The 17,077-nt window shown below is 43.6% G+C and carries 12 protein-coding genes; 10 read left to right on the plus strand and 2 right to left on the minus strand.

Translation table 11 applies throughout. The features are described 5' to 3' along the window. The 4 genes from ACZ48L_RS04435 (at position 1) to ACZ48L_RS04450 (ending at position 4,528) form a co-directional block, all read left to right on the plus strand. Positions 1 to 1,734, plus strand: coding sequence for an acyl-CoA dehydrogenase family protein (locus ACZ48L_RS04435; protein ID WP_025791815.1), 1,734 nt, complete (start codon positions 1 to 3; stop codon positions 1,732 to 1,734). A gap of 92 nt (positions 1,735 to 1,826) precedes the next feature. Beyond that, positions 1,827 to 2,282 carry a DUF6078 family protein gene (locus tag ACZ48L_RS04440; protein ID WP_025791813.1) on the plus strand — a complete coding sequence of 152 codons (456 nt, stop codon included), beginning with the start codon at positions 1,827 to 1,829 and terminating at the stop codon, positions 2,280 to 2,282. Positions 2,283 to 2,340: 58 nt separating this feature from the next. Then, positions 2,341 to 3,660: a phosphatase PAP2 family protein gene (locus ACZ48L_RS04445; protein ID WP_025791811.1), complete on the plus strand. Its 1,320-nt coding sequence runs from the start codon at positions 2,341 to 2,343 to the stop codon at positions 3,658 to 3,660. A 493-nt stretch (positions 3,661 to 4,153) separates the two neighbouring features. After that, the gene (locus ACZ48L_RS04450; protein ID WP_025791810.1) at positions 4,154 to 4,528 is read left to right on the plus strand and encodes a hypothetical protein; all 375 of its coding nucleotides are present in this window, start codon (positions 4,154 to 4,156) and stop codon (positions 4,526 to 4,528) included. Positions 4,529 to 4,621: 93 nt separating this feature from the next. Here the strand turns inward: ACZ48L_RS04450 and ACZ48L_RS04455 are convergent, their stop codons facing one another. Continuing rightward, positions 4,622 to 7,360 (minus strand): hypothetical protein, encoded by a 2,739-nt coding sequence (locus ACZ48L_RS04455; protein WP_390891674.1) that lies wholly within the window; start codon positions 7,358 to 7,360, stop codon positions 4,622 to 4,624. Between the two features lie 515 nt (positions 7,361 to 7,875). On the opposite strand from ACZ48L_RS04455, the gene ACZ48L_RS04460 reads away from it, so the two are divergent. The 4 genes from ACZ48L_RS04460 (at position 7,876) to ACZ48L_RS04475 (ending at position 11,868) form a co-directional block, all read left to right on the plus strand. Then, on the plus strand, positions 7,876 to 8,775 hold the full coding sequence (locus ACZ48L_RS04460; RefSeq protein ID WP_008824027.1) for a diaminopimelate dehydrogenase: 900 nt from the start codon (positions 7,876 to 7,878) through the stop codon (positions 8,773 to 8,775). Between the two features lie 146 nt (positions 8,776 to 8,921). Then, a complete protein-coding gene (locus tag ACZ48L_RS04465; protein ID WP_025791809.1) occupies positions 8,922 to 9,329 on the plus strand; it encodes a hypothetical protein in 408 nt (135 codons plus the stop codon). Next, positions 9,326 to 10,642 (plus strand): D-alanyl-D-alanine carboxypeptidase/D-alanyl-D-alanine endopeptidase, encoded by a 1,317-nt coding sequence (dacB, locus tag ACZ48L_RS04470; protein ID WP_025791807.1) that lies wholly within the window; start codon positions 9,326 to 9,328, stop codon positions 10,640 to 10,642. The genes ACZ48L_RS04465 and dacB overlap by 4 nt, the downstream gene beginning before the upstream one ends. Then, complete coding sequence (locus tag ACZ48L_RS04475; protein WP_044113887.1) at positions 10,633 to 11,868, plus strand: mechanosensitive ion channel family protein; 1,236 nt, start codon at positions 10,633 to 10,635, stop codon at positions 11,866 to 11,868. Before dacB ends, ACZ48L_RS04475 begins: the two co-directional genes overlap by 10 nt. 815 nt (positions 11,869 to 12,683) lie before the next feature. Here ACZ48L_RS04475 and ACZ48L_RS04480 read toward each other — a convergent pair. Beyond that, positions 12,684 to 13,760 carry an OmpA family protein gene (locus tag ACZ48L_RS04480; protein ID WP_025791804.1) on the minus strand — a complete coding sequence of 359 codons (1,077 nt, stop codon included), beginning with the start codon at positions 13,758 to 13,760 and terminating at the stop codon, positions 12,684 to 12,686. A 639-nt stretch (positions 13,761 to 14,399) separates the two neighbouring features. Between ACZ48L_RS04480 and dnaK the strand changes: the two genes are divergently transcribed. Together dnaK and ACZ48L_RS04490 are read left to right on the plus strand one after the other, a co-directional pair. Continuing rightward, positions 14,400 to 16,307 carry a molecular chaperone DnaK gene (gene dnaK / locus ACZ48L_RS04485; RefSeq protein ID WP_464722031.1) on the plus strand — a complete coding sequence of 636 codons (1,908 nt, stop codon included), beginning with the start codon at positions 14,400 to 14,402 and terminating at the stop codon, positions 16,305 to 16,307. A gap of 207 nt (positions 16,308 to 16,514) precedes the next feature. Next, on the plus strand, positions 16,515 to 17,072 hold the full coding sequence (locus ACZ48L_RS04490) for a helix-turn-helix domain-containing protein (RefSeq protein WP_006045519.1): 558 nt from the start codon (positions 16,515 to 16,517) through the stop codon (positions 17,070 to 17,072). The last annotated feature ends 5 nt before the right edge of the window (positions 17,073 to 17,077 follow it).

The raw sequence follows: 17,077 nt of genomic DNA on the forward strand, positions 1-17,077 counted from the left end.
ATGGCAAATTATTATACTGACCACCCAGAAATTGCGTTCCACTTGGAGCATCCATTGATGAAACGCATCGTAGAATTAAAGGAAAGAAACTACGCTGATGCAAAGCAATATGACGATGCACCAGTAAACTATGAGGATGCTATTGAGAACTACAAGCGTATCCTTGACATAGCAGGTGACATAACAGCAAACATCATTGCACCAAACTCTGAGGCTGTTGACCAGGAAGGACCACACCTCATTGATAACCGTATGCACTATGCAAGCAAGACATTGGAGAACATTGAGGCTACACGTCAGGCTGGATTATGGGGTATTTCAATGCCTCGCCGTTATGGTGGACTGAACCTTCCGAACGTTGTTTTCTCTATGTTATCTGAACTTATTGCCGCTGCTGATGCTGGCTTCCAGAACATATGGTCACTACAATCATGTATTGACACACTCTATGAGTTCGGTAATGAGGAACAAAGACAGAAGTATATCCCACGTATCTGTGCTGGTGAGACGATGTCAATGGACCTTACTGAGCCTGATGCAGGTTCCGATCTCCAGCGCGTTATGCTGAAAGCTACCTTCGATGAAAAGGAGAACTGCTGGCGACTGAACGGTGTGAAGCGTTTCATTACCAATGGAGATTCAGACATCCACCTCGTCCTTGCACGTTCAGAAGAGGGTACACGTGATGGTCGTGGATTATCAATGTTTATCTATGACAAGCGAAACGGGGGTGTTGACGTACGTCATATAGAGAATAAACTCGGTATACATGGCTCTCCAACCTGCGAACTTGTCTATAAGAACGCAAAGGCTGAACTGTGTGGTAACACCCGTATGGGTCTTATCAAGTACGTCATGGCATTGATGAACGGTGCTCGTTTGGGTATCGCTGCCCAGTCAGTAGGTGTTGAACAAGAAGCATACAACGAGGGATTGGCTTACGCTAAGGAGCGTGCACAGTTCGGAAAGAAGATCATTACCTTCCCTGCTGTCTATGATATGCTCTCTCGTATGAAGGCAAAACTTGATGCCGGTAGGTCACTTCTGTATCAGACAGCACGCTATGTAGACCTCTACAAGGCATTGGAAGATATCTCTCGTGACCAGAAGCTGACGCCAGAGGAACGCCAGGAGATGAAGAAGTACACCCGATTGGCTGATGCTTTCACACCACTTGCCAAGGGTATCAACTCTGAATATGCCAACCAGACTGCTTACGATGCTATCTCTATTCACGGCGGTTCAGGCTTTATCATGGAGTATAAGAGCCAGCGTTTGTTCCGCGATGCACGTATATTCTCTATCTATGAGGGTACTACACAGCTGCAAGTTGTTGCTGCAATACGCTACATTACCAACGGGACTTACCTTTCAATCATGAAGGAGATGCTCGAAGGTGAACTTGCTTGTGACTGTATGAAGGGGCTGCGTGACCGTGTTGCACGTCTTGTTGAGCTTTACGAAGAGTCTATTGAGAGGGTAAATGCTTACGATAATCAGGATGTTCACGACTTCCTTGCACGCCGTCTTTATAACATGACTGCTGACATCATTGGCTCTCTTCTCCTCATTGAAGACGCAGCAAAGGCACCAGAACTCTTCAAGAAGTCAGCTAATGTGTTCGTTCGTATGGCTGAGGAAGAGGTAACAGGTAGCGCTGCTTACATCAAGGACTTCACTCTAGAGGACCTCAATAACTTCAAAGCTGTAGATGATGAACCTGTTGAAGCGTAAGGAATAATACGCAAGATATTGACAAGGGAGGATGTGTGTTGATAGGTTACAGCACATTCTCCCCTTCTTCCTTTGAATAACTAAACAACACTATGACCCAAGAGGAATATAACCAATTAGATTACGACTACGCCCACTGTGCTGGTGCTAACTGCCAGAAATCAGGTCAATGCCTGCATCATACGGTCTATACTATGCTCCAGACGAACAAACACGACTATTATACAGTAGTAAATCCGAATGTAACTACAGGCAAACAGCCCTGCCCTATCTATGAAGCTGACCGTAAAGAACGCTTTGCATGGGGTATTTCCCGCATCTATGATAACGTGCGAACCAGCGACCTTCGTGGTGTAAAGATCAATGTTATGTCGTGCTTCGGTGCTTCTGTATACTACAAAGTAAAGCAACTGAAGCGTGCAATAACTGAAGAAGAGCAACAAGATATTCGATCAGCATTCACGGAAATGGGGTACGATGGCAATGCCATTGAGTTTGATCGTTATGAAGAACAATACCCTGCTGTCATGCGAATAGCAAAGTACTAACATCTATAAACATATATAAACCTATAAAGAGTATAGAAGAGAACTATCCATAAAGATTATGAATAAGTCAACTTTAAACACAGTCAATCGGGTTAAAGCAAACAAGATAAAGTCAACCCTAATGCTGTTTCTTCTTATCCTGGTCCCGATGTGTGGTCGTGCCTGCGCGACTGACACGCTTTCTGCTGTATGCAACGACAGTCTGCTGACCGAACAAGACTCTATTATACCATCTAAACTTCAGACAAAGATGGACAACATCGGGCAGAAACGCTTGTTCCAAGCCACCTATCTGGGACTTCCACTGATAGCCAGTGGACTACTTGAGAAGCACTTCGATGATAAGTTCAGACGCCTACGAAACGGTGTTATGCCTGAGTTTGACTATAGATTAGACAATTACACACAGATGGCACCAGCGGCTATCTTACTCGGATTGAAGGCTGCAGGAGTACCAAGCAGGTCATCATGGGGAAGGATGTTGGTGAGCGATGCCATCTCCATAGCCCTGTTGACAGGAGTGGTACAGGGACTTAAGCACACTACTGATGTGACCCGACCCGATGGAACCAACAACCAAAGCTTTCCTTCAGGGCATACTGCAACAGCTTTTATGACGGCAACGATGCTCTCAAAGGAGTACGGGCACATCTCTCCATGGGTGAGTGTTGGTGCCTATTCCGTAGCAACAGCAACAGGACTGATGCGTATGGCAAACAATAAACACTGGCTGAGTGATGTCATGGTGGGAGCAGGAATAGGTATTCTGTCAACTGAATTCGGATATTGGATAGCCGACGCTTTCATGAAAGACAAGGGCTTGAACATCCGAGAATTGCAAGAAGAGGAACGACAGGGACGTAACAATCCGTCATTCTTAGGACTCTATATGGGCTTTAATGTTCCTCTAAGCAAGTTCCATACAGATGGAGGAACGACTTATCAAGCGGCAATGGGCACTGTACTTGGTGTAGAAGGAGCCTACTTCTTCAATCGGAATCTCGGCTTTGGAGGGCGTACAACATTCTCCAACATACAGCTTATTGTGAATGATACAGCATCACCTGACAATACTGTTAACTTCTATACCTTCTGTCTCGGACCTTATTTCTCGCTTCCTCTTACGCTTCGCTGGACGGTTGACACGAAGCTATTGGCAACAATAACCCAATATAACATGACGAAGATTGAAAATAAATACGTTCAATGTGATACTGGATGGGGTATTGGAACAGGCTTTAGTATCAACTATCGTGTGAAGAAACATTTCGGCTTCGGACTGTTTTCCGATTACAACATACAGCCAGCACACAGTCAGAACTGCAGAGCGTATGTGCATACACTCACACTTGGAACCAAAGCTGCCATAAGATTCTAATCCATTATAGGCTAAAGCCCTTATCTCAACAAAGTTATTTCTTCTTCTCGAAACGTTTATCCAGCCCGTTAGACTCGCTGGTCTAACCCGTTGTATACGTTAGTCTGTCCCTTTATCAACGTTTATCTATCCCTTTGGACACGTTTGTCCAACCCTTTGGACACGCTCATCCAGCCTTTTGGACACGTTTGTCCAATCAATTGGACACGTCTGTCCAATCAGTTGGACACGTTTGTCTAATTAGTTGGACACGCCTGTCCAATATCCTTTTATAAGAAGGAATCCACGGCAACTCATGAGCTTTCTCCTTTCGAACCAAAGTATATAACGATTTACAACAAGGCTTTTACAGGACTATTCTCCTATACAAAGCTTCATCAGACCTTACCAACACCACCGCGCAACATCCTCAAATAAGAAATAAACACAGTACAACATGGTCATATACGAAAATATCCCTACCTTTGCAACACATACTAACAAAGAAAAGAATATGAAGATATATCTTAAAGCAAGCTTGTTGTTAATGGGCTTTCTGTTCACCCAAACAACAATAGTTTCGGCTCAATGCCCCATAAAAGAGCAGATAATGAACAGTGGAGAAGATGATAACAAGCAAGAACAGGCAAAGCCTGCCGACCCAACAACACGCACGCTGATCATCTTCTACGATAAGGCAAAGGGCAATAAGCCACTGCTGAAAGCTATCAAGCAGAACAACTGCACCCTCACCTACAAATACAAGGAGTTCAACGGAGTAGCCATTAAGGTTCGGGATGGCTGGGACATTGATAAAGCCATAGCCTACTTCAAAGGTGTCAAAGGCGTTTTGAGCGTAGGAAAAAACGGCGTTATGCAACTGCAATAGCACTATCACACACAGAAACAAGACAAAAGGTCAGGTTAAAACGTACACACGTTATAACCTGACCTTTACTTATTACGCAGAGCCCACACTACATCACCGCTTCTTTTTGGGATTAATATTAAACTTCCAGGCAAGCGAAAGCATGAGATAACGCGGTATGGAGTTGCGCCAAGTCTCTACTCTACCCTGCTCATTGACGGCGTAACGTACGCTGTTGAGTTGATGAAGGAGATCGAAGGCTTGCAGTTTGGTCAGTAATCTCCCCGAGAAGAAAGCTCGAGAAAGCTGCGCATTCCATATCCAATCCGTCGTATTGAGTTCAGACTGTTGATAACCACACCGCGCAAACATCGTCACATCCGTTGTCAGACGGAACTCCCAAGGCAGAGTCAACGTCGTATTAAACCCTACGTTATAGTCTGTTGCATGGATATCAGCAAAGTCTTCACGCTTACTGCTGATTGAATAATACTTCCAAGCACCATGCAATGAGAAGGAATAACCCTCAACAGGCTGGTAATCCACCCTAAGCTCGTCGCCAAGTATCATGTTCCTTACCACGCTTCGTTCGCTAACCAAGCTACCAACAAAGGTTGCCATATCGACAGAATGTCTGTACTCAGCCGTCAACTGATTATCAACAGTGAACTTCTGTGCCTTGTCCAATGTCCGTGTAAAGCCTATACTGCCATCCACATTCCAGTTCCCATTCACACTGACTGGGCGGATACGTGACAAGGAGTTGGCCTTATCATAGACCAGACTGTAAGCAACGGCGTTATCTGTCTGGTGATATCCTGCCCGAATATTTATCGCTTGCTGATGTGTACTATGGAAAAAAGCACCACCTTCAACATAGTATTTATGGATATTCCTCAACCCAGCATTACCCTCACGTACATACAAAGGAGTGCTGTCATCCATGTAATTGACCAACAACGTCATCTCTGGAAACTCCGATTTCACGCCCATCTGTATGTTCCATGCCTCGGGATTCTCTATTCTCAACGTTGGTTCAAAGAACAGATTACGACGAGAAACTCCATAATTGCCAGCCCTTTCATAACTCAACGATGAACTTAAGAGACGTACCGGGAGTTCTAGCGTAAGGTTTGCACCGAACAATTTGCTCTTTCGAGCATCATACCTCAACATCACTTTATGTTCATTCCGATGCTCACGATAGAAGAATGTGTTGCCATTATCCAATGCACTTACTATTGAAAGGGCAGAAGATGGCAAGAGATCATCCAACTTGTAAGGACCAGAGCCCAACCTATCCAATCGATAAAGCAGATTGTCGGACTTATTAAACAGATAAGAATAAGAATATCCTAACATCACATTCCGTGTATGGAAGCCAACAGTATAGTCAGCTCCTGCATCCAATCTAAGGTTCTGATTGGGTGCATTCAGATAGCGTACACGCAAATCATGTGGCAGACCAGCTGTCGGATATTGCACATCCGACGAGGTTAAGGTGTATTGTTTGTTACGGTTATAAGTCAGATTGACGTTCCACCCGATATTATCCGCAATGACTTTCAAACCATTATTACTACGGAATGAGAAGTTGAAGTCCTTTGTCTGGAAACTGTTATCCTCCATCAGCTGACTCAGAATGGAGTTTTTGACAGAGTCTTTCTGCGCTTCTGTGCCCCATCCAGTTCTCTTCATATAGTTTACATTGAGGAAATTGCTTGAGAATCCACCCTTCTTATACAGTATCAACCTATTGCGTGAGGACCAGTTATCACGACTGCTCTGCTGCAGGGACACCGCCTTTCGGAAGACATCTCCACCAGGAAGATAAGTCTGCGTATTTGTCTTGGTCATGATATCTGCACTGTTATGCTCCCAGTCTACACTGCTTTCGAACCACTCATTATAACCATTCAAGAAACGAATATACGACAATCCTGCAATCTTCGTAGCCAATAACCCATCGGGCATATCCTCCGGCGACCATTGTCCATCGAGTTTTGCTCGCTGATTATCATTCAGATTGTTCATATTAAAGTAAGTTCCAATGCGCTCGCGATCGGAGAACTTCATCAATAAACCACGCGAAGTATAACGGTGTTGAGTACCAATGCCCGCCTCAAGGTTACCCATATAACCAGTAGAATATTCCTTTTTCAGTCTGACATCCATGGTATAAGCCTTGTCACCCATGTCCTGTCCCATCATTTCAGACACGTGTCCAGCCTTATCGAACACCTTTATCTTACTCACAGAATAGGCAGGAAGATTCTCTAAAGCAACCTTTGGACTACCTGAGAAGAAGTCATGACCATTGACCAAAAGGTTCTCAACGTACTTCCCATTGACATATATCTTTCCGTCTTTTGTCAGTTTCGCACCCGGAAGACGTGCTACCAGAGCATCCAACATACTTCCTTCTGCCAGGTTAAACGCATTGGCGTTATAAACGATGGTGTCGCCTCTCATCACCATCTTTATCTTCGTTGACGTTACCGTCACCTCATTGAGCTCGTGAAGCTGATGCATATACATCTTATCTACTGATATGTGCTCCTCGCGAGTGCTCCTCAATTCACACCTTCTGTAGCTGTCTTCATAACCATCCAGCACAGCCCTAACTATGTAATGGCCTTTCTCCGTCACTCCACGAAACTCATACCAGCCCTCTGTGCCGCCCGTTCCATCAGGGAGCTCTACCACTTCAGCCGTCGTTGTGTCAATAACAGTACTGTCATTCGTCATCAGAAAGATCTTTGCAGCCAATCCTTCACCCGTAAAACCATCAACTATCGTTCCTCGAACTGAGTGTAAACGGTTCTGAGCATGCAGGGATAACGCAAAAAACAAAAGGGAAAAACAGGTTAGAATGTGTAGAAATCTGAGTTTAATCATACTATAAGTTATATCTGTTTAGGTATTATCTTCGTGTGAATAGAGAGCTAGTACTTCTAAACACACCACAAATTTAGTATAAAAGTTTCTATACAGCAAGCCCCTCCCCACGACCTATTACGATTTAACATTTTTTGTTTACCAAATCGATTAATTGATGTTTTTCGGCTTATTTAGTAAAGATTGAAGACTCAATTACCCACTCTGCGGTATCAAGCAGTGACATATCATAATGGTACTGGGCATCAATACAAAGAAAGCATACGGTATAACCCATCCGCTTCTGTCGTAAAAAAGTACGTCACAAGGCACGCATCATTCACAGAAGCAGGGATGCTTATGAGGCAGTAATAAGTTGACTGTAATCCTTTTATGTGTTAAAAAAGAGGTCCGAAACGACACATTTCACGAAGAAAGCAGTAAATTTGTAGGCGAAACAAAGTATTAAACATAATAAAACAAAGAAAAATATGAAGAAGATCAGAGCAGCAGTTGTTGGTTATGGCAACATTGGACAGTACAGTGTTCAGGCACTTGAGGCAGCAAAAGACTTTGAGATAGCAGGCATTGTACGCCGTCAGGGTGACAAAGACAAACCTTTAGAGCTCACTCCTTATGAGGTTGTTGACGATATTGTCAAACTCAAGGACGTTGATGTAGCCATTCTTGCAACTCCAACACGCAGCTGTCCGGAGTATGCAGAGAAGATTACCGCACTCGGTATCAACACTGTTGACTCCTTCGACATCCACGGTTCAATCCTCGACTATCGTACAAAGCAGATGCAAAACAACCTTCGTACGGATACCGTCAGCGTGATTTCAGCTGGTTGGGACCCAGGATCAGACTCTATTGTACGTGTCTTGATGGAGAGTCTTGCACCAGAAGGCCTCTCATACACTAACTTCGGACCGGGTCGTTCTATGGGACATTCCGTAGTAGCACGTAGCAAGAAGGGTGTTAAAGATGCGCTTTCAATGACCATTCCACTTGGTGAAGGCATCCATCGCCGTATGGTTTACGTTGAATTAGAGGATGGTGCAAAGCTCGAAGAAGTAACAAAAGAGCTGAAAGCCGACGACTACTTTGCTCATGATGAGCTACACGTCTTCGCTGTACCAAGCGTTGCTGCACTGAATGATGTTGGTCATGGCGTACACATGACACGTAAGGGTGTCAGTGGAAAGACCCACAATCAGCACTTCTCATTCGATATGAACATCAACAATCCAGCCCTTACGGCACAGGTACTTGTGAATGTTGCACGTGCCAGCTTCCGTCTTGCTCCGGGTTGTTACACCATGCCTGAGATTCCAGTTATCGACATGCTGCCAGGCAGTCGTGAGGAAATCATCTCAACATTGGTATAAGACAAAAGGTCAGGAAGTTACCCTTAACTTCTGCTGATACCGCCAAATGGCAATCATCATCTGCCCTCTGGAGATGATGGTTGCCATTATCTTTTCATGACATATATGTATGTCCATAGCTTTTTTTTCGTATTTTTGCACTCAATATGAGAACTTTCCAACATAAAGTGACGATAAATGACATAGGCGGTATCCTGGTTTTTGCCCTTGGAGCCTTCGTTTGTCTGTGGCATCGTACGAACAGTGTGATGGTAATCCTTGGCTTTATCCTCATTGCAGTTACCCTTCGAGCTGTGGATCGTGCTATCCATTCATCCTATACGTTGACAGATGACGGAGAACTACAGATTAAAACAGGAAGAATAGGACGCCCTAAGAGCATACAGATTACCCAGATAAAGACGGTTGACAAGCGTCCCTTTGCCTTCCGTTTAGGCTATTACGCCTTATTAGAACTCAATGATAACACAGCAATAAGCATCCAGCCCGACAATGTAGACTCGTTTCTGGCTGCAATAAGGAAGAAGATTAGTAAAAAAGATAACATAGAATGAAACTGAAATCATTATCAGTACTGGCTTTAAGTATAGTAATGAGCCTGCCAATTCATGCGCAGATTTACTTAGACAGTACTGAAATAGCAAAGGTTCTTAATCCGAAAGCAACTGTCATACAGTCCAAGACTACTGTTGAGGACAGTGATTCGGATGAAGAAACAGATAGTATTATCCCCGCATTTGCCACTGACAATCACTTGTCATGGAAGGAAAACATCACGGCTCGACTTGATGGTATCTTCCACACCTCACTACTTCAGACTGTACAAGCAGGTGTTATGATATGGGATCTGACAGATGATGTGCCGCTCTATCAGTACAATGAGCGTATGCACATGCGTCCTGCATCAACGATGAAGTGCCTCACTGCCATTGCTGCATTGGACAAGTTGGGGTCAGACTATACCCTCAAGACACGTGTTTACTATACAGGCGAGATTGAAGACTCCACACATGTGCTGCATGGTGACCTCTATTGCTTAGGTGGAATGGACCCCATGTTTGACAATTCGGACATGAGAGAACTTGTAAACACCATTCGTAACGAAGGAATAACGCAGATTGATGGCAACATATATACCGACTTATCCTTCAAAGAACGCAACCGTTTGGGAGAAGGATGGTGCTGGGATGATAAGAATCCGACGCTATCTCCACTCCTGATTGAGCGAAGAGACGAGTTCATCAGTCGTTTTTGCAGTGCTCTACGTAGCTCTGGTATAACCTTTAACGGTACTACTGACGAGCGACAGACGCCTGCTGAGGCACGTCCCATCGCTACTCAGAGCCACTCTATACGCCAGGTGCTGCAGCGAATGATGAAGGTGAGCGATAATCTTTATGCTGAAGCAGTATTCTATCAGCTTGCTGCAAGCGAAGGAACACGCTGGGCGTCAGCACGAACAGGGCGTCAATACGAGAACGCACTCTTTGAGAAATTAGGTCTTAATGCCCGTGATTACTATGTTGCTGACGGTTCTGGACTGTCCCTTTACAACTATGTCAGTGCGGAGTTAGAAGTGAAGATGCTCCGTTATGCCTATCAGAAACAGGACATCTACGGTGCCTTGCTACCGTCTCTGCCCATTGCTGGTACGGATGGAACACTGAAAAAGAGAATGAGAGGAACACCTGCAGAAGGCAATGTACGTGCTAAGACGGGCACGGTAAAGGGTGTCAGCTCTCTTGCAGGCTATCTTACAGCATCCAACGGACACCTTATCTGTTTTGCAATCATCAACAATGGTGGACTGACGAACAGTCCGATGCGTAATTTTCAGAATAAAATTTGTGTAGCTTTATGCCAGTAGCTTTAAAATTAGACAAGGCAATACTCCCTAAATTGCCCCATCATCTGCTCAATGATGTAATGGAACAGATTCGTATCTTTGTCGAAAACATCATCATTTCATCAGGTGTACATGGTTCTGCCGTACCTGTTTTGCGCCATACTTTGCTGGCAGTTGTCACCATTCTATTGGCATTCCTTGCAGAACGATTCTGCAGATTCGTCATTATCCCCATCCTTCTTAAGGTTGTAAAAAGGACTGAAGCCAAATGGGATGACATCCTCTTCGACTATAAAGTCATGCGCACCGCATGTCGTATCGTACCAGCTTTGGTCATCTGGCAGCTCATGCCGTTGGTGTTCTATCAGTTCCCAATAGTGCAGGATATGCTTGCCCGACTGTGTGCTGTCTACCTTACGGTCATGACAACACTATTGGTTGTTAGCATTATCAACCGTCTACAATACTTAGACTCCAAGCCTGGAAGTTCAAGAAGCCAATATCTGAAATCCTTCTGTGGGGTATTGAGGATTCTGTTCATCTTCATTGCCGTAATCATTGTTATCGCAATCCTCATTGATCGTAGCCCAATGACACTACTGGCAGGCTTGGGCGCAACATCAGCCATCCTCATGTTGGTGTTCCAAGATACGATAAACGGACTCGTTGCAGGTATTCGTCTGACCAGTAACGACATGATTCACATCGGAGATCGTATCACAGTACCTGGTGCTTTCGTTGATGGAACGGTCATAGACATCACCCTTACAACTGTAAAGGTACGTCAGGCAGATAACACCATCACCACTGTTCCTCCTATAACACTCGTCAGTGGGATGTTCCAGAACTGGAATGGAGTGCAGGATATGAATGGACAAAGAGTAAAGAAGATGATCTACTTTGACGTTCGTAGCATCCGTGTGGCAGATGATGAACTGAAACAAAGATTGATAACCAAAGGATATGTAAAAGAAGATGACATGAAAGGGGACATCATTAACATGGCTATCTTCCGTCATTATATGGAACATTACCTCTCCAAACGCGATGATGTAAATAACCAAATGCCACTCCTAGTACATCAATTAGAGGCAACACAGAATGGTGTACCTGTTGAACTCTACTTCTTCCTACGCACAAAAGACTTCATACCACATGAGCATGCCATGTCGGATATCCTTGAACACGTATATGCTTATGCGCAGGAGTTCGGTCTGAAAGTGTATGAACAGACTCCTAACCAATAAAAAAAGAAATGAAAAGATAGTATAGAGCATGTAGAAATACACCTATATTTTAAGGACTAAAAGATACCCTTCTGCAATGTGGAAGGGTATTTTTTATGGTAAAAGAAGTCCGTTCCTATTATACACACATCCACAACCATCTCGCCCGAGAGTATAAAAAAGAATGCAAAGAAACAGTGGTTATTAATAGTAAAACAACCTTACAAACAGAAAAAGAGAATAATGGATAAAACAGAAGGAAATCAATTTTTCATGGTTCTATAACCTTCACATTGTCAGACGGTTACAGATAGGCTCGTAAAAGGGCATGTTTTACGATGTAAAAGAGCACCTTTTACAACTCAAAAGGGCATCTTTTACAATGCAAAAGACGCCCTTTTAAAACGTAAAAGATGCCCTATTGAAAAGCTATTCGAATTTTGTTTTACAATAACAGGCATACTCTATCTCGGATTTATATACCCATTAGATAACAGAACGACTGTTCTTAAACTGCAAAAACAAATCTCCAGGATTTGTCTACCCCACCCTTTTGAATCATCAACAGGAATCATTCATCCTCGCTTTCAGGGCACAGACTTAAACAGACAATAGAAAAAAAGAAGAAATAAGGCTATATACCTAAGAACAGTAATTGCCCCACGGATCTCAAAAAATACCCATATACATGCAACTACTCCCAGATCACAACCTCAAAAGATATACCTTTGAAGAGTATAAACATAAAAAAGTGGGGATAAACCATCATTCGGTTTATCCCCACTTATATTATTTCTCTCGATTAATCACGAAGACTAATCAAAAGGTTAGATGCTTTACTTTACGTAAACAACAGCCAAACGGTTAGAAGTTACGCCCTGTACACCTGCACCCTTAGCCTCATCAACGATGACACCACGGCTCTGGAGGTACTTAGCAACAACATCTGCACGGTTCTGAGACAGACGCTGGTTGAGATCCTTAGGACCTTCTGGAGATGCAGTACCTACGATCTGTACGTGACGACCTTCCTTAACGTCATCAAGAGCCTTCTTAGCCTCGTTAGTAAGGATGTACTTACCCTGTGCGAAGGTTACGAATACCAAGTTGTCGATGCAGAGAGTCTGCTGTGCAGGAACCTCCTTAACAACTTCCTTAACAACCTCCTTAACAACCTCCTTAGGTTTAGCGTTAAGCTGATCACGGAGAGAGTTAATCTCATCGTTCAACTCACCAACGTTCCAAACCTTGAAGTTATGAGTACCGTTAGAAGTCTTGAACTTGTAGTTCAAACCAACGAAGAGACCAAGCTGAGCTGCCTGCTTACCGAACTGGATAGCATCGCCAGGACCATGAGTAAGGTTCCAGAGAACAGCTGGCTCTACGTAAAGCTGCCATGCTCTCTTCTCACCAAGGTTGTAAGCGAAAGTAAGACCAGTCTTAGCTGTCAACTCTGTATCATCACCAGTGTTAGAAGTCTGGATGATGTGCTTGTCACCGTAAGTGATCCAGTAACCGATACCAGCCTCAGCACCTACCTCGAAGCGACGATCTGGATTGTATTCGCAGAAGAGGTTAGTGAAGTTAAGAGTACCATTCAAGCCAAGGTTAATGGCACGAACTACTGTGTGACTGTTAGAGAAACCTAAAGAACCTGTCTGCCAACGGTTGTCACCGAAGAAAGCAAGACCTTCGAGGTTAGCACCATAAACTGGACTAAACTGCTTACCGAGCTTAAGACCAGCTGCAGCATTCAATGGTGTGAAATGCTTGAAGTTCATTGGGCCCATAACGCCACCCTCAATACCGAGATAAACATTGTCAAATGGCTTAGCCTTCTCATAAGCTATCTGAGCTTGAGCGCTTGTTATACCCATTGCGAGCACTGAAAGTGCAATCAAAAACTTTTTCATAAATGATCAATATTAAATGTGTTAATTTTTTAGCAACCATTAATTTAGACGGTGCAAAGGTAGTGTTTTTTTTGAATAGACAACATTATTTTGTAGAAAAAATACTGTTTTTCTTTAAATTAAGGGTGTTTTTTTTCCTCAATGACCATTTTTGAACTATAAAATGAGATAAAACGATAACAATAAGTGTACTTTCAATTTGTAAATAACAAGATAAAAGGAAGACGTAAATCTGATTTTCTTTGTACCATAACAGACCATCTTAATCTCCTTCTGGGACTCTTGGATATTACAACTCATCAAATTACCCTATACTGTCTATCCCCTTCTGCCTTATATATAATATAATTATAATATAATAAGGTAAAGAAAAAGATTACGGAAAGAACCTGAGAAAACTGTCACTGACTGCATATTTACCCGCAAACAGACAGTTGTCATCAGTTTTTTACGCAGGCGAGCACAAACATACTGCCATTCTGTCAGTACATACCCCTTGGCATGTCATTTGTTTAATTATCGGCGAATAACGCTGAAAGGGCGAGCAATAAAGCTAGAACAGTTCTCTGTTTTGGTAAAGCTTGACAAAGAAAGCGTTTAGAACTGAATTTAGAATAATAATAAAAACAAGATATAATTATGGGAAAGATTATTGGAATTGACTTAGGAACAACTAACAGCTGTGTTGCTGTATTCGAAGGTAACGAGCCAGTAGTAATTGCTAACAGCGAAGGTAAGCGTACAACTCCTTCTGTTGTGGGCTTCGTTGAAGGCGGCGAGCGTAAGGTGGGTGACCCTGCTAAGCGTCAGGCTATCACAAACCCAGAGAAGACCGTTTACTCTATTAAGCGTTTCATGGGTGAGACTTACGAGCAGTGTCAGAAAGAGGCTGAGCGTGTTCCATTCAAGGTTGTTAATGAGGGTGGTTATCCACGTGTACAGATTGACGACCGTAAATATACTCCACAGGAGATTTCTGCAATGATTCTGCAGAAGATGAAGAAGACTGCTGAGGACTACCTCGGCCAAGAAGTAACTGATGCTGTTATCACTGTACCTGCCTACTTCTCTGACTCACAGCGTCAGGCTACTAAGGAAGCTGGTCAGATTGCAGGTCTTAACGTACAGCGTATTGTGAACGAGCCTACTGCTGCAGCACTTGCTTATGGTGTTGATAAGGCTAATAAGGATATGAAGATTGCCGTATTCGACCTTGGTGGTGGTACGTTCGATATCTCAATCCTTGAGTTCGGTGGCGGTGTATTCGAGGTACTCTCTACAAATGGTGATACTCACCTTGGTGGTGATGACTTCGACCAAGTAATCATCGATTGGTTGGTTAATGGCTTTAAGACTGAAGAGGGTGTTGACCTCACAAAGGATCCAATGGCAATGCAGCGCTTGAAGGAGGCTGCTGAGAAGGCTAAGATTGAACTTTCAAGTTCTTCTTCTACTGAGATTAACTTGCCATACATCACAGCTGAGGGTGGTGTTCCAAAGCACTTGGTAAAGACTTTGACACGTTCACAGTTTGAGCAGTTGGCACATAGCCTTATCCAGGCTTGTCTCGTTCCATGCCAGAATGCTATCCGCGACGCTAAGTTACAGACATCAGATATCGATGAGGTTATCCTCGTAGGTGGTTCAAGCCGTATTCCTGCAGTGCAGACATTGGTTAAGAACTACTTCGGTAAGGAGCCTTCAAAGGGTGTTAACCCTGATGAGGTGGTTGCTGTTGGTGCAGCTATCCAGGGTGCTATCCTTAATAAGGAGAGTGGTGTAGGCGACATCGTATTGCTCGACGTTACTCCATTGACCCTCGGTATTGAGACTATGGGTGGTGTGATGACAAAGCTTATCGATGCTAACTCTACTATCCCTTGTAAGAAGAGCGAGGTATTCTCTACCGCAGCTGATAACCAGACAGAGGTTACTATCCACGTTCTGCAGGGTGAGCGTCCAATGGCAGCACAGAACAAGTCTATCGGTCAGTTCAACTTGACAGGTATTGCTCCAGCTCGCCGTGGTGTTCCACAGATTGAGGTAACATTCGACATCGATGCTAACGGTATCCTTAACGTATCTGCTAAGGACAAGGCAACTGGTAAGGAGCAGAGCATCCGCATCGAGGCTTCAAGTGGTTTGAGCGAGGATGAAATCAACCGTATGAAGGCTGAGGCTGAGCAGAACGCAGCAGCCGACAAGGCAGAGCGTGAGAAGATTGACAAGCTGAACCAGGCTGACTCAATGATCTTCACCACCGAGAACTTCTTGAAGGACAACGGTGACAAGATTCCAGCCGACCAGAAGTCAGGCATCGAGTCTGCTCTCCAGCAGCTCCGTGATGCTCACAAGTCAGCTGACGTTGCAGCCATCGACACAGCTATCAACAACCTCAACACCGTTATGCAGGCAGCATCACAGCAGATGTACAGCCAAGCAGGCGGTCAGCAGGCAGGTCCTCAGCCAGGCGCAGACGCTGGTCAGCAGGAGCAGCCAAAGCAGGATGACACCATCCAAGATGCAGACTTTGAGGAAGTGAAGTAAAAGTGCTAATAAACGCTAATTAAAAATAAGTAAATCCCAGTAACATAATAAGTTACTGGGATTTTTATTTCTTAATAATAATTAAATCTTATCGTTTTTAATCGTTTTTGTGCTTATATTTGTACCATATTTGTGCCGCGACTTAATGGGAGATAAAGTGCGACTTAATTTAAAAGATAAATTGATAATCAAATAGATACAAATAGTATGGCGAGTGCAAAATTTCAAATAGAGCGGAAATGCGGAATTTGTGGTAAATCTTTTATTGCAAAGACGCTAACCTCCAAATACTGCTCTAAGAACTGTTCTCAAGCAGCATATAAGCAAAGGAAAAAGAAAGAACAGTTGGATGCATTGAAAAGAGAAAAGGCAGCGAGAGTTCCGAAGAACCAGCCTTATCTCTCAATAGCTGATGCAACTGCATTATTTGATATTGGACGAGATTCCCTTTATCGCTTAATCAGGAATAAACAAGTCCGTTATTATAACCTCGGACTAAGGATGATACGCATTTGCAAAGCTGATTTACAAGAACGCTTTAATCTACGTCCTTACGATGAAAGAAGGAAAGAAAAACAATCGGCACTAAAGACTTATCGGCTTGAGCCTGAAGATTGTTATACGATTGGAGAAATAGCCAAAAAGTTTGGCATCCATGATAGTACTGTATATCTGCATATTCGCAAATATTCTATTCCAACAAGGCAGATTGGTAATTACGTCTATGCGCCAAAATCAGAGATAGACAATTTGTATAAACACTAACCCAC

The sequence above is a fragment of the Prevotella histicola genome (assembly GCF_055385135.1).

What these genes read in the sequence shown, in the direction of transcription:
- ACZ48L_RS04435 (WP_025791815.1), top strand. Translation starts at nt 1, where the DNA reads ATGGCAAATTATTATACTGACCACCCAGAAATTGCGTTCCACTTGGAG.
- ACZ48L_RS04440 (WP_025791813.1), top strand. Translation starts at nt 1,827, where the DNA reads ATGACCCAAGAGGAATATAACCAATTAGATTACGACTACGCCCACTGT.
- ACZ48L_RS04445 (WP_025791811.1), top strand. Translation starts at nt 2,341, where the DNA reads ATGAATAAGTCAACTTTAAACACAGTCAATCGGGTTAAAGCAAACAAG.
- ACZ48L_RS04450 (WP_025791810.1), top strand. Translation starts at nt 4,154, where the DNA reads ATGAAGATATATCTTAAAGCAAGCTTGTTGTTAATGGGCTTTCTGTTC.
- ACZ48L_RS04460 (WP_008824027.1), top strand. Translation starts at nt 7,876, where the DNA reads ATGAAGAAGATCAGAGCAGCAGTTGTTGGTTATGGCAACATTGGACAG.
- ACZ48L_RS04465 (WP_025791809.1), top strand. Translation starts at nt 8,922, where the DNA reads ATGAGAACTTTCCAACATAAAGTGACGATAAATGACATAGGCGGTATC.
- dacB (WP_025791807.1), top strand. Translation starts at nt 9,326, where the DNA reads ATGAAACTGAAATCATTATCAGTACTGGCTTTAAGTATAGTAATGAGC.
- ACZ48L_RS04475 (WP_044113887.1), top strand. Translation starts at nt 10,633, where the DNA reads ATGCCAGTAGCTTTAAAATTAGACAAGGCAATACTCCCTAAATTGCCC.
- ACZ48L_RS04480 (WP_025791804.1), bottom strand. Translation starts at nt 13,760, where the DNA reads ATGAAAAAGTTTTTGATTGCACTTTCAGTGCTCGCAATGGGTATAACA.
- dnaK (WP_464722031.1), top strand. Translation starts at nt 14,400, where the DNA reads ATGGGAAAGATTATTGGAATTGACTTAGGAACAACTAACAGCTGTGTT.
- ACZ48L_RS04490 (WP_006045519.1), top strand. Translation starts at nt 16,515, where the DNA reads ATGGCGAGTGCAAAATTTCAAATAGAGCGGAAATGCGGAATTTGTGGT.